This is a genomic window from Pseudomonas sp. 3B-A001-10F, assembly GCF_056313565.1.
Genome location: NZ_JBQYFW010000005.1, coordinates 35417 through 50954, shown reverse-complemented (window position 1 = coordinate 50954; position 15538 = coordinate 35417). Strand labels below are relative to the sequence as shown.

The following is a 15538-nucleotide window of genomic DNA, read 5'->3' as shown; positions in this document are numbered from 1 at the left end:
TGTATGCAGCGAAGTATGTCGGGCCTGGGATTGCTACGGCAGTGCCATTGCTGCACTCTCAATGTTCATTTTTGTACGGGGTAAAGCATGGACTGGAGTGATGTGCGGGTCTTTCTTGCGATTGCCCGCAGCGGGTCATTGGGCGCTGCCGCCAAGCTATTGGGTGTTAGCCATCCGACCGTGGGGCGGCGCTTGCAGGTGTTTGAGCAGTCCAGTGGCCAGCCCATTTTCCTGCGTACCACCCAAGGTCTGGTACTGACTGACAGCGGAGAGAAGCTGCTCAGCCTGGCGCAGGAAATGGAGCAAAGTGCGTTGGGCATCGAAAGGCGCCTGGCGGGGGACAGCGCGCAGCCGGAAGGCGTGTTGCGTATTTCCTGCGCTGACTGGTTCGCCTGTTATGTGCTGGCTCCGGTGCTGGCCGAACTGGGGCGACGTTATCCGTTGATCGTGCCTGAGGTGATTGCCGGACATCGATTGTTCGACCTGGCTCGTCGCGACGCCGATATCGCGTTTCGAATTGTCCCTTTCACCGAACCCGATATCGTGCACCGCAAGCTGATCGCCCTGAGCTATGGGTTATACACGGCCGTCGGATCTGCTGATCCGGAGCCACAGGGCGAAGGGGGTGGTTTGATTACCATGAGTGTTGCCCAGTCTCATTATCCCGATGTGCAGTGGCTGCAGCAGCGTTACCCTCTGGCGCGTACCGTGTTTACCAGTAGCAGCCGCACAGTCCAGGCGCAAATGTGTGCGCAGGGGCAGGGCGTCGCGGTATTGCCCCGCGCTTTGGGCGACCAGTTGACGGCGCTGCGTCTGATCGATTCAGATGAACCGCCACCAGGCCGCGACATTTGGATGGGCTACCACCAGGACATGCGCCAGATGGACAGTCTGCGCGCGCTTGCCGACCTGGCCTCCGTCATGATCGGCACTCAGGCAGGCGGTTGATTCACTCTGCCGGCTGCATGGCCGCCGTTTGCAGCTCTGCAGCAGATTGGCGCGCCAGACTCAGGCTCAGTCCTGCGCCTACGGCCAGACAGGCAGCGATGCACAGTATGGCGACGGTGAAGGCGTGGGTGATGGCCGCCGCGTCCGTGTCCTTGCCCAGAAGCGTGTAAAAAATTCCACCGATGATCGCCACGCTCAGTGCCGTGCTGATTTGCAGGGTGGAACTGGTGATGCCCGCAATCATGCCGGAATACGCCGGTGCCACGCGTCCAGTGATCATGCGCATCAATGTCGGAAGGGCCAGTCCTTGTCCGAAGCCGATCAGAAAGAGAATCACGGCAAGGGACAGCGCAGAGGGCGTGACGGCCGTCGGTGTGTGCGCCACGAGCCAGGCCAATAGCACGAACCCCAGCACTTCGAGTGCCATTCCGAAGGGATTCACATAAGACCCCAGCAAACGCCGGAATAGATGGGTGGCGAGCGGCCCCAGCAAGAAACCAGCGCCGAATGGCAGAAAGACCAGACCTGCACTGAGCGGGCTCGTATGCAGCGCTCCCTGTAAATAGATGGAAAACAGCAGGAAGAACACGCCGATCGCGTAAAAAGTCAGCGCCACCAGCAATGCCCGGCCCAGCCCGGGCGCACGCAGTGCAGCAGGGTTCAGCAACGGCGCGCCTTGCGCTTGATACAAGCGGGCTTCGTAGCGCCAGAACAGCCAGGCCAGCAGTGGCACCGCCGCCAGCGACAGCCAGGCCCACCACGGCCAGCCCGCTTCACGTCCCTCGATCAGTGGAACGATCAGCGCCGCAAGCGTCACCATCGACAACAGCGTTCCACCCAGATCCAGCTTGCTGGTCTGGGGTGCGCGGGTTTCCTTGACCACGGGGATGGCGATCAGAATGACCAGCAACGCAATCGGTAGATTTACCAGAAATATCGACCGCCAGCCCAGGTTCATCAGGTTGAGCGAGATCAGAATCCCGCCAAGTGCCTGGCCGACTACCGACGCCAAACCAAACACCGCACCGTACAGGCTCAACGCCAAGGGTTTTTCCGACTCAGGGAATATCGCCTGCACTGAAGCGAGTGCCTGCGGCGCCATGACAGCGGCCGTCACGCCTTGCAGCGAGCGTCCGGCGATCAACACCCAGGGTGACTCGGCGACACCGCAGATCAGTGAGGCGACGGCAAAGCCAATCAGGCCAACGAAGAACATTCTCATGCGGCCAAAGATGTCGCCAAGCCTTCCGCCGGTGATCAGTGTCACGGCATACAGCGCCGCGTAAGAAGAGATGATCAACTGTTCGGCAGAGGAGGCCGTGCCCAGCGATTGCTGAATCGAAGGCAGCGCTACGTTCACGATGAAGAAATCCAGCGGCGGCAAGAATGCACCGACCAACAGGATGGCGAACATCAGCCAGCGCCGCTGTTCCGGAAGGGCTACTATTTTCTCAGGCATAAGGTCTCCTTTCTGAAACCCTTCGGCTCCAGAATATTTTCGATTGCGAGTCATACTTTGAATAAGCTGACTTCAATCTAAACGATCAAACCCTGGCTGACGCCTCACATAAATGAACGGCCAATGTTCATTTATGGCAGTGCCGCTGCGCCCCTGCCTCCTCGCAAAATGGCCGCACTGTGGTTGCAGTCGAGCCACACAACCGAAATCGAGGAGTCAGTTATGTCAGGTAAATTCGCTGATCAGGTCGCAGTCGTCACCGGCGCGTCCACCGGGATCGGATTTGCGATTGCACAGGGTTTGATTGCCGAGGGCGCCAGGCGCGTTTACATCACCGGGCGTTCTGCAGCCACGCTGGAGGCTGCGGTGGCCAAGCTTGGCGACAGGGCGGTCGCGGTCATTTCCGATGTCGCGCGCCAGGTTGATCTGGACGAGCTCAAGGCGACGATTGAGGCGCACGACGATCAACTGGACTCAGTGTTTGCCAATGCGGGTATTTGTGAAAAGAACCCGCTGGGCGAGACCACCGAGGCCGCCTATTTCAACATGTTCGACATCAACGTAAAGGGAGTCTTTTTTACTGTACAGACGTTGATGCCATTGTTGAAGAATGGCGCTTCGATCGTACTGACGGCCTCTATCTGTTCCAGCAATGGCATGGAAGGACTGAGCCTCTACAACGCCTCCAAAGCCGCGGTACGTTCCTTTGCCAGGACGTGGGCCAACGAACTCAAAGTTCGCAAGATCAGAGCGAATGTCCTGAGCCCTGGCTTCACCCGCACACCGCTGATGGATAACGGCTTGAAGATGAGCGAAAGCGACGTCGCCGCGCTGCGTCAGCACGTCGAGCAGATCACGCCATTGGGGTACATGGCCGAGCCTGAGGAAATCGCCTCGTCGGCGCTGTTTCTTGCGTCTGCCGATGCGAAATATGTCAACGGTGTGGAGTTGATGGTCGACGGCGGCCTGTCGCAGATCTGACCACGTGCTCAACCGTAGCGCAGCCCTCGCGCAGGGCTGCCTTCCTCGCTTATGCGCAGCCCCTGCAGGAAACCTCATCATGAACAATGAACAACTGACAGCCCGACTGGACGCCCTGGAAAGTCGCGCCGCCATCGAGTCGCTGATCAGCGCCTACGCCAATGCTTTCGACCGCATCGACGCCTCGCTTCTTAGCTCAATCTGGCACGAAGAGTCGACACTGGATCTACCGGGTTTTGGCCAGGCTGGAAACCGTGACGAAATCCTGGCGATGGCGCAAAACAGCTGGCGCCAGATGCCCCATATGCACCACTGGATGGCCAACCCGCTGATTGAAATCGAGGGTGACAGCGCAGTGGGCACGGTAGCTGCGGATTGCCTGTTTCATGACATTGAAAAAGGCCCGGTGCAAGTCAGCGGTCTTTACCACGACAGGTTTGAACGGCGGGACGGAAAGTGGGCGTTCCTGTCACGTCGTTTTGAACTGCACTTCCTGACGCCGTTAAAAGATTGGGTACCCGCAGCGGGCGAAGAACAGTTTGCAGCGGTCGGGCAGCTCAAGGGAACGACAGCGAAAAACGAATAGTCCCGGCCCTTGGCTGTTCGACACCCACGTGGCCGCCATGCAGTTGCATGATGGCCACGACAATGGCGAGGCCAAGCCCGTAGGAGTCGGAATTCTGGTGCCGAGACGCATCGCCACGGTAAAAGCGGTCGAAGAGTTTGCCCAGGGTTTCGTCGCCCAGCACCGGCCCTTGGTTCTCCACTTCAATCCGGGCACCTCCGTGGGTTTCCAATACCCGTATCAGAATCTCGGTGCCCTCGTAAGCGTAGCGAACAGCGTTCGCCACCAGGTTGCTCAACGCTCTGCGCAGCAGCAAGGGGTCAGCGAGCACGATACCATCGCCCGTTATTTGGAAGCTCATTCGCCGCTCTTCAGCCAAGCCCTCAAAATACTCAGCGATGCGCTGTGATTCGTCATGCAGCGACAGTTGCTGGCGCTCCACTACGGCTTGCGCTTCATCGGCGCGCGCCAGAAACAGAATGCTTTCGACGATGCGCGAGATCCGTTCGAGTTCTTCAAGGTTCGAAGCGATCAGCGCTTGATATTCGTCCTCGCTACGGCGTTGGCGTAGGGCAACCTGACAATGTCCCATCAACGACCCGACCGGCGTGCGGATTTCATGGGCAAGGTCGGCGGAAAATTGCGTCAGTCGCTGATAACCCTGGGCAAGACGATCAAGCATCGCGTTATAGGCGTCACTCAGCTGTTGCAATTCAACCGGCGTATCGGCGCTGTCCATGCGGCTGTGCAGACGCTCAGGCGTTATGGCTGCGGCATGGGCGGCCATTTTGCGCAGCGGACGCAGCCCGCGACGCAATAACAGATAACCCAGCAACGCGGTTGCCAGAAAGGCAAGGGCCACGGCCAGGTAGATGCGCTCGCGATACGCTGCAAGCATCGCCATTTCCTTGCCCATAAGGTGGGCGGCCGTCAATCGGACTACACGGCCACCCGACGTCGTGACTACGGAGGCGGCGCGCAGCCTTGTTCCCGAGTCGGTCACGCCGCTGCGCAGATCACTGACGCTCAGCTTTGTGTCCTGGCCGATCACCGGCAGTTCAGGCAACGTGACGTTGAGTGGATTGACCTGGATGACCGGTGGCTGCCCCGGCTCTTCAATGATGAAGATGTCGTCTTCGCTGTCGAGCATGTTCTTGAAAATCTGCGGGCTGTCGCGCAGCTTTTCGATGGCGAGTTCGTAATGCAGGAGCTTGCGAAAATGCTCCAGACGGCCCATCACCGCGTGATCGCTGTAGATCAATACCGAGGCTTTCATCGTCTGATACAGATAGAAGCCCGCGCCGGCCACGGCCAGCATCGCGACCATGGCAAACGCCACGGTCGATCGCAGCGTCAGCGAGGGTTGGCGTCGGGACCGCATGGCCTCACCTCGCAGACATAGCCGATACCGCGAATGGTATGGATCAGCTTGATCGGGTAGGGCTGGTCGACCTTGTTGCGCAGGCGCTTGACAGCGACGTCCACCACGTTGGTATCGCTGTCGAAATTCATGTCCCAGACTTCCGAAGCGATTTGTGTCCTGGACAACACATCGCCGGCTCGACGGAGAAACAGATGGAGCAGGGCGAACTCCTTGTTGGTCAGCACGATCACCTGTTGTTGGCGGGTCACGCGGCGCCGGACCAGATCCAGTTCGAGATCGGCAAGGTGGAAATGGTCGGCTTCGCGCACGACACCGCGGCGCAGAATAGTGCGGATGCGCAACAGCAGTTCGGTAAACGAAAAAGGTTTGATCAGGTAATCATCGGCGCCCAGTTCCAGACCGCGAATGCGGTCTTGCAACTGGTCGCGCGCGGTAAGGAACAGCACGGGTACGTCTTGTCTGGCGCGCAACAGCTCGATGATCTGAAACCCGTCAATCCCGGGCAACATCACGTCCAGCACGATCAGGTCATAGGTCGTATGCAAGGCCATGTGCAGGCCGTCAGCGCCATGCTGGGTCCAGTCGACGTTGTAACCGGACTCACCGAGCCCCTTTTTCAGGTACTCACCTGTTTTGGTGTCATCTTCGATCAGCAGGATATGCATCGTCAGGCGCGCTCGGGTTTCTTCATGACGGGGTTAAGTCCGCGACATCGGTATCTCGGCTGTGCAGTGTAACGGGATGAGCGGGCGCAGTCGGTTACATTTCTGTCATACATGGTCAGGGTTGGCGAATGACAAAAATGTCATTCGACGGTCATCGTGACGTCCCGGTCTGCGGTCGAGGATGGCGACACATCAACCCATGAGGAATCGTCGCCATGCAACTCAAAAACGCCCTGTCTACCACGTTCGGTTTGGTGATGCTCAGCGCTGCCGTCATTGCCACCGCCGCCGACATGCCGGTCATCAAACCACTGCGCGGTACGGTGGAAAGCGTCAGCAACAACACGCTGACCTTCACTGTCCGCTCTGGCGCCCAGCAGACGATCGGACTGACTGACAAGACCGGTATCAGCCGGGTATCGAAGGCCAATATCGACTCGATCAAATCCGACAGCTTCATCGGCTCGGCGGCCATCCCGCAGGCCAACGGAACCTTGAAGGCGCTTGAGGTCACGGTATTCGACGCCAGGCTCAAGGGCAGCGGCGAAGGTCATTACGGTTGGCAGAACGCAGACGGCAGCACTGGCACCATGACCAACGGCACCGTTGGCAAACTGTCTAAAACCGACGGCCGCACGTTGACCGTCAACTACCAGGGCGGCGAGAAGCAGATCGTCGTACCGGATGATGTGCCCATCGCCTATGTCGAGCCCGGCAAGGCCGATGAACTGGTCAAAGGCACCAAAATTGTCGTGTTCCCCGCTGCAGATGGCACCGCACGCGGCATTGCAGTCGGCAAGGATGGCTTCCAGCCACCGATGTAATCATCTGAGAAAGCTTGAGCGTTGCCGTCTGGCAACGCTCCGCTACACGGAAGGCTTGCAAGGGGAAACACGTGAGACAGAAAAAGCTGCATCCCTGGCCGGTTCGCCTCACCCACTGGCTCAACGCTGCCTGCATGGTCTGCATGTTCATGAGCGGCTGGGCCATTTACAACGCCTCGCCACTGTTCGGCTTCAGATTTGCGGCGGCGCTGACCGTGGGCGGTTGGCTGGGCGGGGCACTTGCCTGGCATTTTGCGTTCATGTGGCTGCTGCTGATCAACGGTGCGATCTATGTGCTGTACGGGTTCGTCAGTCGCCATTTCAAACGTGAGCTGCTGCCCATCGGCATTGCCGCATTGAAGCATGATCTGACCGATGCCTTGCGCTTTCGGCTGGTGCATGAAAAGGGTGTCTATAACGCAGTACAGCGCCTGATGTACTGGATCGTGCTGGCGGCAGGTGTACTGATCGTGATCTCGGGTGTAGCGATCTGGAAACCGGTTCAACTTCAAGAGCTGGTCGCGTTACTGGGCGGCTATGACGTTGCTCGTTACGTACATTTTGCGGCCATGGCGATGATTGCAGCGTTTGTGGTGATTCACCTGGTCTTGGTGATTCTGGTACCAAAAACCCTGGTGCCAATGATCACGGGTGGAGTGCGGACGCCTGATAACGAGAAAAATGGGTCATGACTGAATTTACAAAAACAACGCGTCAGCGCATCAGGCTTGAACCTGCGCAACAGCTAGAACTGGAGAACATTCAGCGCCGGCATTTCCTTCGTGCCGGCTTGACCGTGGGCGCGATGTCGATGTTGACCGGTTGCAACCTGCAGGACGGCGATCAGGTCGACAAGGTTCTTTGGGCCATGTCGCGTTGGAACGATCGGGTCCAGGCCTGGCTGTTCAGCGGACATAAACTGGCGCCGACCTTCACCAGCGCGCAGATCACCACGCCATTTCCGTTCAACGCATTCTATGGTCAGGACGATATCCCTGAAGTGGACTTGGCAAGTTACTCGCTGGCTGTCTCCGGCCGGGTCACGGACAAGGCACCCTGGACACTCGAAAGCTTACGCAAGCTGCCGCAACGTAGCGATATAACCCGTTTGATCTGTGTTGAAGGCTGGAGCGCCATCGGGCAATGGGGAGGCGTACCGCTCAAAACCTTCCTGGAACACATCGGGGCCGACACTACGGCGAAATTTGTCGGTTTCAAATGTGCTGATCGTTATTACTCCAGTCTGGACATGCCAACAGCCTTGCACCCACAAACACTGCTGGCACTGGATTACGCTGACGTTGCATTGCCGCCCGAGTACGGCTATCCCCTCAGGGTTCGAGTACCCACCAAGCTGGGCTTCAAAAACCCCAAGCATGTTGTCGAGATTTTCGTAAGCAACGACAACCCGGGCGGGTATTGGGAAGACCAGGGATACAACTGGTTCAGCGGGATCTGATGAGGCAAAAACCAAAACAATAGACATTCGATTTGCCAACTGCTTCCGACGCATACGACCGAATCAGTTTTCTATTGGATGCGCGTTCGCTCCCCATCTCATTCGCGCGACTAGTCACTCTTGACCCCAATGGTCAGGCAGGTCGAGGTGGCGCAGTTGCGTTCTGGTAGTGCATAGCAATGCCAGGAGCATCGGAGTTAGTGATGACATCAGTCTGGTATGAGGTGCTTTATGACCGGTATTTCTGCCGTACCGCCAGGTCCAACCGTGTTGCCGACATCAGAAAACAAAATGCGAGCTCCTACCAATGGAGCGGATTTCCGCTCCCACTTGCAGGCTCAGTCCAGGTCACATGTGCAGCAGCCGGATACAACGAGCGCACACGTGCTATCGGACTCGACCACGACCTTGTCACGCCGACCGGAGATGGACGCAATGCTTCAAATGTTGGCATGGCGCAAGCGTACGGTGAGCGCTCCGAGCAGACCAGGTCGATCAGTGCCAGGTACGCGAGCCAGTGGCCTAGATATTGCGGACTTCAACTTCCCCGTTCGAGGCGTTTTGGCTAACAGTGTGATCACCCAACAGAGCTGCCTGAATGAAGCGGGTAGGCCGCTCTACTTGAAGTCTTTTGATGACCGGACCGAGTGTGGCGAAGAAAGCGAACTCTCCTCTGACATTATCTTCGGAGGCGGGCTGAATGCCTTCGCGATCGCAGTGGCTCTGTCCGCAACAACCTTCACCTGGATACCGATTGAGATTGTTCGAGCGCCACTACGATCGCCCAATATTCGGATTTTGCGCCGTCGCAAGTCTTCTTCAGCCGAGAGCCATCTTTTCGACCAGTCAGATTCAGAGAAAGGGGAACGGACGGCTCTCGATAGTTCTTTCGTCGCGGGCTAGGATTTCCAGGGGCAATGCAGCTACGGCGATTTCGATAGGTCTCTGATTATCCTACCCCATCGGAGGAAGCAGGCGGCTGGTCGACTGTTCAGATTCCGCGTAAGTGTGCGCCTGATACCTGCCGGATTTGATTGATCAATGACGCGTGACCCGAGTGGACGCCGCTCTGGCGCCTGGGTCAGCTTTCGTATCCGTTTATATTTTGGGCTCCACAACCATGACTGATCGTCAGATTATTGTTCCAGATGGCATGAGATTGCTCTTCGAGCAGGCTGGTTATGCACCCGCTGTAAAGGTAGGAAAAACGCTTTATTGCGCTGGTCAGGTAGGCCGGACGCCGGAATTATCAGTTATCGAAGACCCTGAGCAGCAGTTTTTGGCGGCATGGGAGAATCTTCGGCTCGTCTTGGAAGCCGGTGGCTGCGAATTTGAAGATATTGTCGAAATGACAACTTTTCACGTCGATATGCACAGCCACATGCCCATTTTCAGACGCGTGAAAGATGAAGTGTTTCCTAGGGGCACTTGTGCATGGACATGCATAGGTGTCGGTGAACTGGCTCGCCCCGGCCTTCTCGTGGAGATCAAATGCGTCGCTGTAGAGCGATAATTTATCTGCTAGGCACCAGTCTGCCCGACGAAGCCTAGAGACTGTCAGGATCGCCAAAAAACATCTGAATCCGAGACCGCAACCACCGCTCACCCGGATCATTATCCTGCGACCCACGCCACGCCATATGCAGTTCAAACGTGCGCGTCGGCAGCGGTGGATCTTCCGCCCGAACCCCACCAGCCGCCGTCAACGCGTCCGCCGTGTAATCCGGTACGGTCGCCACGATGTCGGTGCCCGCGAGCAACGTACTCAAACCATTGAACTGCGGCACCGCTAGCACCACATGCCGCTTGCGCCCCAGTTTCTCCAGCTCTTCATCAATAAAGCCACTGAGATCGCCAGCAAACGACACCAGCGCATGCGGACGCGCGCAGTAGTCATCGAGGCTCAACGGCCCCGGCACGGTATCGGCGCGCAGCAATTTTGGCGCGCTGCGGCGCAGGACTTTGCGCTTGGCATTGGCCGGCAGGTCTGTGGTGTAGCTGACGCCAATGGATATCTCGCCGGAGGCCAACAGGCCCGGCATCAATATGTAATTGACGCGACGGATCACCAGCACGATTCCCGGTGCTTCCGCGCGCAGGCGTTTGAGCAGCATTGGCAGCAGGGCGAATTCGACGTCGTCGGACAGGCCAATGCGAAATACCGAGGTGCTGGTCGCCGGGTCGAATTCGGCCGCACGGCTGACGGCGGTCGAAATCGAATCGAGGGCCGGCGAGAGCAGGGCGAAGATTTCCACCGCGCGGGCGGACGGTTCCATGCTGCGCCCGGTGCGTACAAATAGCGGGTCATCGAACAGGCTGCGCAGGCGCGAAAGGGCCGCACTGATTGCAGGCTGACCGAGAAAGAGCTTTTCTGCCGCCCGGGTCACACTGCGTTCGTGCATCAATGTTTCGAATACGATCAACAGGTTCAGGTCGACACGACGCAGGTCATTACGATTCATCTGGAGTCCTGGCAGAGTCATCAAGCTTGACGAGAGCGGCCATATGAGAACAATGGCCGGCATGAATCTTACGGGGAAAGGCTGGTACTCTGCACCGGAAAATTCAGCTTGAGTGAGACGTTGGCAGCAGTTTTTTCATGGATTTTGCCAATGCCGCCCCTGGTGCGGAATCAATGACAGGCATGTCGACTATTAATAGCCACTGATAGTCTTGGGTCAAAAGCCCAGATAGAGTTCAGGGCATTAGAGGTTACTTTGACGAGGTTTGCGATGTCCCGCACGATCCGTTTTCACAAGTTTGGTCCGGCCGAGGTGCTCAAATGCGAAGAGCATGCGGCCGCTCAGCCAGGTCCTGGCGAAGTGCAGGTGCGTGTCGAGGCGATCGGCATCAGCTGGTATGACACCCTTTGGCGTCAGAATCTGGCCTCGTCTCAGGCGCGACTGCCTGCGGGTCTTGGTCACGAGATGGCCGGTGTGATCACCGCTGTCGGCGATGGTGTCGATGATCTGGCAGTGGGTGACAAGGTCGCCAGCTTTCCGGCTGAGAGTGCGAACGACTACCCGGTCTACGGCGAATCGATCGTACTGCCGCGTACTGCGCTGACCCGTTATCCGGATGTACTCAGCCCGATCGAGGCCAGCGTGCACTACACGCCGCTGCTGATCGCCTACTTTGCCTACGCCGATCTGGCGCGGGTCAAGCCGGGGCAGTTCGCGCTGGTCACTGACGCCAGCCATTGCGCCGGTCCTTCGTTTGTCCAGTTGGGCAAGGCGATGGGCGTGCGGGTGATTGCCGCGACCAAGGAAGCCGAGGAACGCGAGTACCTGCTGTCCCTTGGTGCGGAAAAGGTCATCGTCACCGAAGAGGAAGATCTGTTGATGCGAATCAACAAGATCACCGACAACCGTGGTGTCGACGTGGTGTTCGACGGTCTCGGCGGCCCGCAGATGTCGCTCTTGGGCGATGTGCTGGCGCCACGTGGCAGCCTGGTGTTGTACGGTTTGCAAGGCGGCAACCAGACGCCGTTCCCGGCCTGCGCAGCGTTCCAGAAGAACATCCAGTTCTTTGTGCACTGCATCGGCAACTTCACCGGCAAGCCGGAATTGGGCATCACTCAGGATCACGTCGCTTTGCAACGTGCCTTGCGTGACATCAACCAGTTGACCGCTGACCGCGTGCTGCTGCCGCTCAAGACGCGTGTATTTCCGTTCAACGAGTTCGTCGAAGCGCATCGTTACATGGACGAATGCCCATGCCGCGAACGGGTCGCTCTGCAGGTCGAACCGGCGTAAGCCCCTTTAATCAGAGTCCGTGGCCCCACGGACTCTTGTGCGTTTATCCTCCCCTGAAAACCGAGCTCCCTGGCGCTATGCCCGGGTCCGTTCAGCAACTGAACTGGTTTTTGCTCTCTATCTGTATCTTCTAATCACAATATAAGCCCTGATAATTGAATGATTACTTTCATCTCAAGGAATGAGCCATGTCTGTGCATTCAATTTGTCCTGTTCGATATAACGCGTCGAAAACCGTTGATCGCGGCAACTTTTGTTTAATTGTTGTAGGGCTATTCGGAAACTGCTTCTCTTTTTCTTGTGCTCACTTGGCGTGGGACCCTGTGGGAAATTTCCTAGGACTGCGCTCCGAAAAAAATATCCCAGTAATTACAGAGGTTTGAGACCGTTTTTGAGCGGCGGAAGGCGCTTTGTCAGTTCAAGTGTTTCAAATAACTTCAAACTTGTAAGTGTTAGCATCTGAGCGTCTATTACTTATTGATCAATTGTCGCTGGGCTGATGTGTCAGTCTGCGCGGCATGAAACTTTTTATACCGGGTAAATACCGATGAGCACGATCCATGATCAGGCAATGAACTATGTCTACCAGCAAGTATTGCAACGTTTGCTGAGTTTCTTCTCGCGCGCAGAACGCACGGCGCTGCAACTGCTGATCCAGCGACTGGCAGTGGCCGCCGGCGGTATGGAGAACATCGGTCATTTCAAGGTGCTGGTGAACCAGTCAGGGTCGCGCGACAGTTGTTACACGCTGGCGTTATTGCGGGCGGCGCAGTTGACCATCGCTGGCCGTTCACCCGCGACCTTTCAGTTGCGGGTGGCCAACCTGCGCTGGAACGGCAGCAGCCAGGTGTCCCTGCAAAACATGCATCGCAGCTACAGCGCACTGTTCCTGTATGACGATCCCCGGGTAGAACTGGTGATGGTCGACCACCGCGAGGTATTGCCGTTTGATCACCAGCTACCCATAAGCGAAGCCGGGCGCGAGGCCAACCGTATCAACCTGCTGCTGATCGGGCATCGTCGAACCTGGAACGAACCGCTTGAGCTATGGGATGACGCTTATCTGGCAACTGCCGAGTTCTATGGTCAGGTGGCCCGCTGGAACAATGGCGTCGATGCCATGGTCGGCAGTGAGTCCCCGCGTCGACAGAGCCACTTCCTCGAAGGGCTGGGGCGTGCCGCGCAGAAGGCTGAGATTGCCGCGCCACCGGTGAGTTCTTGCGGCTTTGAAATGCTGTTTACGCTGCTCGACGGGCTGGGCGGTGATTATTACCGTGAGTTTTATCCCGAAGAGGAGCGGGTGGCGTGGCGTCCGGAGGGTCAATTCGAGGCCTGTCGGCGTACCAGTTTTATCAGTATCAACGACATGATTGTCGGCAAACTCGAAGAGCGCTGGCCTTTGTTGAGTGATTTTCTAGGGTTTCAGGTTGACGATCTGACGCTTTATCAAGGTGATGACGAACACGTAGAGCCTAAGGTGGCTGCACATTTACGAGGTTTGCAGGCGCAACTCATCGAGGAGCGGAACTATGAGGACGGCGTCGGTGATTACCTCAAACGCAGCCTGATAACGATGCGGCAAAAACAGGTCCCTGAACCGGTATGCGAACAGTTGCTGGCCAGCTTCGACAATTTGCAGGAGCCCGGGAATCTGCGCGCCCAGGCGGAAAGCTCTCTGCTGGCCAGTTTTGAACTGAATGAAATCCAGCTGACGTGCCTGTTGTTTTCACCGTTCATTAATGCGGGGGCCGGACTTGAGCGATTTTTGCGTAATTGTCACCCCGGCATGTTGGTGGCATTGCCGGATCTGCACCGGGCGATGCAGGGCCTGCATGCGCCGGAACAGGTGATGAAATGGATGACGGATGTCAGTGGGCTGCCGGTCAGGTTGATTGTGCGTTTGTATGCAATGGGGCCGGTTCGTATGTCTGCGCCGGGAGATTCGGCCGCGCAGAGCCTCGGTGCGGTTGATGCGGCGGCCGAGCCGACCGCTGATCGATCGGCGGAAGGTTGATCGTGAGCCGCTTGCCTGGAGATGAACCCATGCCCACGGATACGGGGTTGTGAAGGGGTCGAGGGAGAATGACTTCGTTTATCAGGCGGTTTATCGATACCTGACGCTGCTGATAGATGAGGCGGGGAACGGTGGGGCGGTGCGCCTGCCCTCACTCCGGCAATTGTCTGACCGGCTCAATGTGTCGATCTCGACCGTCCAGTACGCCTACTCGCTGCTGGAAAAGGAAGGTCGAGTCTATTCAATTGCCAAGTCCGGGTACTACGCGCAAGCGCTGCACATGATGGATTCGCCGGATAGCGGCAGTGATTTGCTGGAAACCGTTTACGTCAATGCCAGGCGCCCGGGCATGTGCGTGCTGAGCGCCGATGAGCCGGCCTCGCTACAGCCGCTGGACAGCCCGTTATTGATGTTGGAGCGGGAATTGCTGCGTCAGTACCCGCGTCAGCCACATGCGTTGGTGCAACCTTGTGGAGAGCTGGAGTTGCGCACGGTGCTGGCCGCCCGCTACACCTCATCCACGGCCAATTACTGGCGTGCGGATGACGTCTATATCGGCGCCGACCTGCGCGGTGTATTGGAAATTCTGATTTCCGTGCTTGAGTTGCGTCGGGCCACCGTGGTCGTCGAATCGCCCTGTGACTGGGTGATCCTGCGTCTGCTGGAGGCCGCCGAAGTACGGGTCATCGAGTTGCCGCTGCTTCCCGGGGGCATGATTGATCTTCAGCGGCTGGAGTCGGTGCTCAAGAGCGAGACGGTACGTTTGATGCTTTTGTCGTCAGTGCTGAGCATGCCCCGGGGCAGTCTTCTACCGCTGAGCAATCAGCAGGCAGTCGCGCATTTGCTTGGCCGTCATGGTACCTGGGTGCTGGAAAACGATTGTTACAGCGAACTCCATGAAGGCAATGACGCGCAACGGATGCGCGACTGGCTGGACCCCGATCGTTTAGTGGTGTTTTCCACGTTCGAAAAGTTCGTCGGGGCCGAGGCGCCTTTCGGTTATGTGCTGTCGCGTCATTGGCGCAGTGAGTTGCAGCGGCATTTCCTGTTGCGCGCGTTTCGGTTGTCGCCGATTCGCCAGAAAGCCATTGCCAGGTTGTTGGGGGGAGGCCGACTGGATCAGCATTTATTGGTACTGCGGCGAATGCTCAAGGAGCGTCGTACGCAATTGATCGAATTGTTGCGCGAACGTCTTGGCGATGCGATGCAGGTTGTCGAACCCGAGGGTGGCGCGACCGTGTGGGTACATTCGCTGCGACCAGTGAACATGGCGCAGGTCTTCCAGCGATTGCTCAGGCAGCAGATCGTTATTGCACCTGGCGAGCTATTCAGCCTGCAAAGCCTGCATGCGCACCATCTGCGGTTGAGCCCGCTGAGCCATGGTGAGCATGACCTGGCCAGTGTGGTCGGGCTAATCGGTGACGCCTTGCGCCTTGCACCTGCTGACTAACGTTAAAAAACATCGGGAGAGTCCCGGATAGATC

General features: G+C 57.7%; 14 protein-coding genes. 10 read left to right on the top strand and 4 right to left on the bottom strand.

Features of this window, described 5'->3' with window-relative positions; translation table 11 throughout:
* The first annotated feature begins 87 nt into the window (after positions 1-87).
* The gene (locus AC0ZWN_RS07065) at positions 88-948 is read left to right on the top strand and encodes a LysR family transcriptional regulator (RefSeq protein ID WP_223025857.1); all 861 of its coding nucleotides are present in this window, start codon (positions 88-90) and stop codon (positions 946-948) included.
* Position 949: 1 nt separating this feature from the next.
* Here the strand turns inward: AC0ZWN_RS07065 and AC0ZWN_RS07060 are convergent, their stop codons facing one another.
* On the bottom strand, positions 950-2407 hold the full coding sequence (locus tag AC0ZWN_RS07060; RefSeq protein WP_476334526.1) for an MFS transporter: 1458 nt from the start codon (positions 2405-2407) through the stop codon (positions 950-952).
* A gap of 222 nt (positions 2408-2629) precedes the next feature.
* Here AC0ZWN_RS07060 and AC0ZWN_RS07055 point away from each other — a divergent pair, with 222 nt between their 5' ends.
* On the top strand, positions 2630-3388 hold the full coding sequence (locus tag AC0ZWN_RS07055; protein WP_116255015.1) for an SDR family oxidoreductase: 759 nt from the start codon (positions 2630-2632) through the stop codon (positions 3386-3388).
* Positions 3389-3467: 79 nt separating this feature from the next.
* A complete protein-coding gene (locus tag AC0ZWN_RS07050; protein WP_223025855.1) occupies positions 3468-3974 on the top strand; it encodes a nuclear transport factor 2 family protein in 507 nt (168 codons plus the stop codon).
* Here AC0ZWN_RS07050 and AC0ZWN_RS07045 read toward each other — a convergent pair.
* Positions 3946-5334 (bottom strand): heavy metal sensor histidine kinase, encoded by a 1389-nt coding sequence (locus AC0ZWN_RS07045; RefSeq protein ID WP_116254813.1) that lies wholly within the window; start codon positions 5332-5334, stop codon positions 3946-3948. The two genes, AC0ZWN_RS07050 and AC0ZWN_RS07045, sit on opposite strands and share 29 nt — an antisense overlap.
* Entirely contained in the window at positions 5307-6002 is a 696-nt protein-coding gene (locus AC0ZWN_RS07040) for a heavy metal response regulator transcription factor (RefSeq protein WP_039760267.1), read from the bottom strand. Before AC0ZWN_RS07040 ends, AC0ZWN_RS07045 begins: the two co-directional genes overlap by 28 nt.
* Positions 6003-6217: 215 nt before the next feature.
* Between AC0ZWN_RS07040 and AC0ZWN_RS07035 the strand changes: the two genes are divergently transcribed.
* From AC0ZWN_RS07035 to AC0ZWN_RS07020, 4 genes are all read left to right on the top strand, one after another.
* On the top strand, positions 6218-6826 hold the full coding sequence (locus AC0ZWN_RS07035) for a hypothetical protein (RefSeq protein ID WP_042609816.1): 609 nt from the start codon (positions 6218-6220) through the stop codon (positions 6824-6826).
* Positions 6827-6897: 71 nt separating this feature from the next.
* Positions 6898-7518, top strand: a complete 621-nt coding sequence (locus AC0ZWN_RS07030; protein WP_116254812.1) for a cytochrome b/b6 domain-containing protein — start codon at positions 6898-6900, stop codon at positions 7516-7518.
* Entirely contained in the window at positions 7515-8285 is a 771-nt protein-coding gene (locus AC0ZWN_RS07025; protein WP_223025854.1) for a molybdopterin-dependent oxidoreductase, read from the top strand. Before AC0ZWN_RS07030 ends, AC0ZWN_RS07025 begins: the two co-directional genes overlap by 4 nt.
* A 1120-nt stretch (positions 8286-9405) precedes the next feature.
* Positions 9406-9798: a RidA family protein gene (locus AC0ZWN_RS07020; protein WP_030138712.1), complete on the top strand. Its 393-nt coding sequence runs from the start codon at positions 9406-9408 to the stop codon at positions 9796-9798.
* Positions 9799-9832: 34 nt separating this feature from the next.
* On the opposite strand, the gene AC0ZWN_RS07015 is transcribed toward AC0ZWN_RS07020, so the two are convergent.
* Positions 9833-10747, bottom strand: a complete 915-nt coding sequence (locus AC0ZWN_RS07015; protein WP_093431295.1) for a LysR family transcriptional regulator — start codon at positions 10745-10747, stop codon at positions 9833-9835.
* A gap of 270 nt (positions 10748-11017) precedes the next feature.
* On the opposite strand from AC0ZWN_RS07015, the gene AC0ZWN_RS07010 reads away from it, so the two are divergent.
* The 3 genes from AC0ZWN_RS07010 to AC0ZWN_RS07000 all read left to right on the top strand — a co-directional run bounded on the left by AC0ZWN_RS07010 (position 11018) and on the right by AC0ZWN_RS07000 (position 15504).
* Positions 11018-12040 carry a zinc-dependent alcohol dehydrogenase family protein gene (locus AC0ZWN_RS07010; RefSeq protein ID WP_016983050.1) on the top strand — a complete coding sequence of 341 codons (1023 nt, stop codon included), beginning with the start codon at positions 11018-11020 and terminating at the stop codon, positions 12038-12040.
* Positions 12041-12587: 547 nt separating this feature from the next.
* Positions 12588-14054: a hypothetical protein gene (locus tag AC0ZWN_RS07005; protein ID WP_476334525.1), complete on the top strand. Its 1467-nt coding sequence runs from the start codon at positions 12588-12590 to the stop codon at positions 14052-14054.
* Between the two features lie 49 nt (positions 14055-14103).
* Positions 14104-15504: an aminotransferase-like domain-containing protein gene (locus tag AC0ZWN_RS07000; protein WP_093431301.1), complete on the top strand. Its 1401-nt coding sequence runs from the start codon at positions 14104-14106 to the stop codon at positions 15502-15504.
* Positions 15505-15538: the final 34 nt, after the last annotated feature.

Bases quoted from the DNA above. Each gene is read 5' to 3' on its own strand.
- AC0ZWN_RS07065 (WP_223025857.1), top strand. From the start codon at position 88: ATGGACTGGAGTGATGTGCGGGTCTTTCTTGCGATTGCCCGCAGCGGG.
- AC0ZWN_RS07060 (WP_476334526.1), bottom strand. From the start codon at position 2,407: ATGCCTGAGAAAATAGTAGCCCTTCCGGAACAGCGGCGCTGGCTGATG.
- AC0ZWN_RS07055 (WP_116255015.1), top strand. From the start codon at position 2,630: ATGTCAGGTAAATTCGCTGATCAGGTCGCAGTCGTCACCGGCGCGTCC.
- AC0ZWN_RS07050 (WP_223025855.1), top strand. From the start codon at position 3,468: ATGAACAATGAACAACTGACAGCCCGACTGGACGCCCTGGAAAGTCGC.
- AC0ZWN_RS07045 (WP_116254813.1), bottom strand. From the start codon at position 5,334: ATGCGGTCCCGACGCCAACCCTCGCTGACGCTGCGATCGACCGTGGCG.
- AC0ZWN_RS07040 (WP_039760267.1), bottom strand. From the start codon at position 6,002: ATGCATATCCTGCTGATCGAAGATGACACCAAAACAGGTGAGTACCTG.
- AC0ZWN_RS07035 (WP_042609816.1), top strand. From the start codon at position 6,218: ATGCAACTCAAAAACGCCCTGTCTACCACGTTCGGTTTGGTGATGCTC.
- AC0ZWN_RS07025 (WP_223025854.1), top strand. From the start codon at position 7,515: ATGACTGAATTTACAAAAACAACGCGTCAGCGCATCAGGCTTGAACCT.
- AC0ZWN_RS07020 (WP_030138712.1), top strand. From the start codon at position 9,406: ATGACTGATCGTCAGATTATTGTTCCAGATGGCATGAGATTGCTCTTC.
- AC0ZWN_RS07015 (WP_093431295.1), bottom strand. From the start codon at position 10,747: ATGAATCGTAATGACCTGCGTCGTGTCGACCTGAACCTGTTGATCGTA.
- AC0ZWN_RS07010 (WP_016983050.1), top strand. From the start codon at position 11,018: ATGTCCCGCACGATCCGTTTTCACAAGTTTGGTCCGGCCGAGGTGCTC.
- AC0ZWN_RS07005 (WP_476334525.1), top strand. From the start codon at position 12,588: ATGAGCACGATCCATGATCAGGCAATGAACTATGTCTACCAGCAAGTA.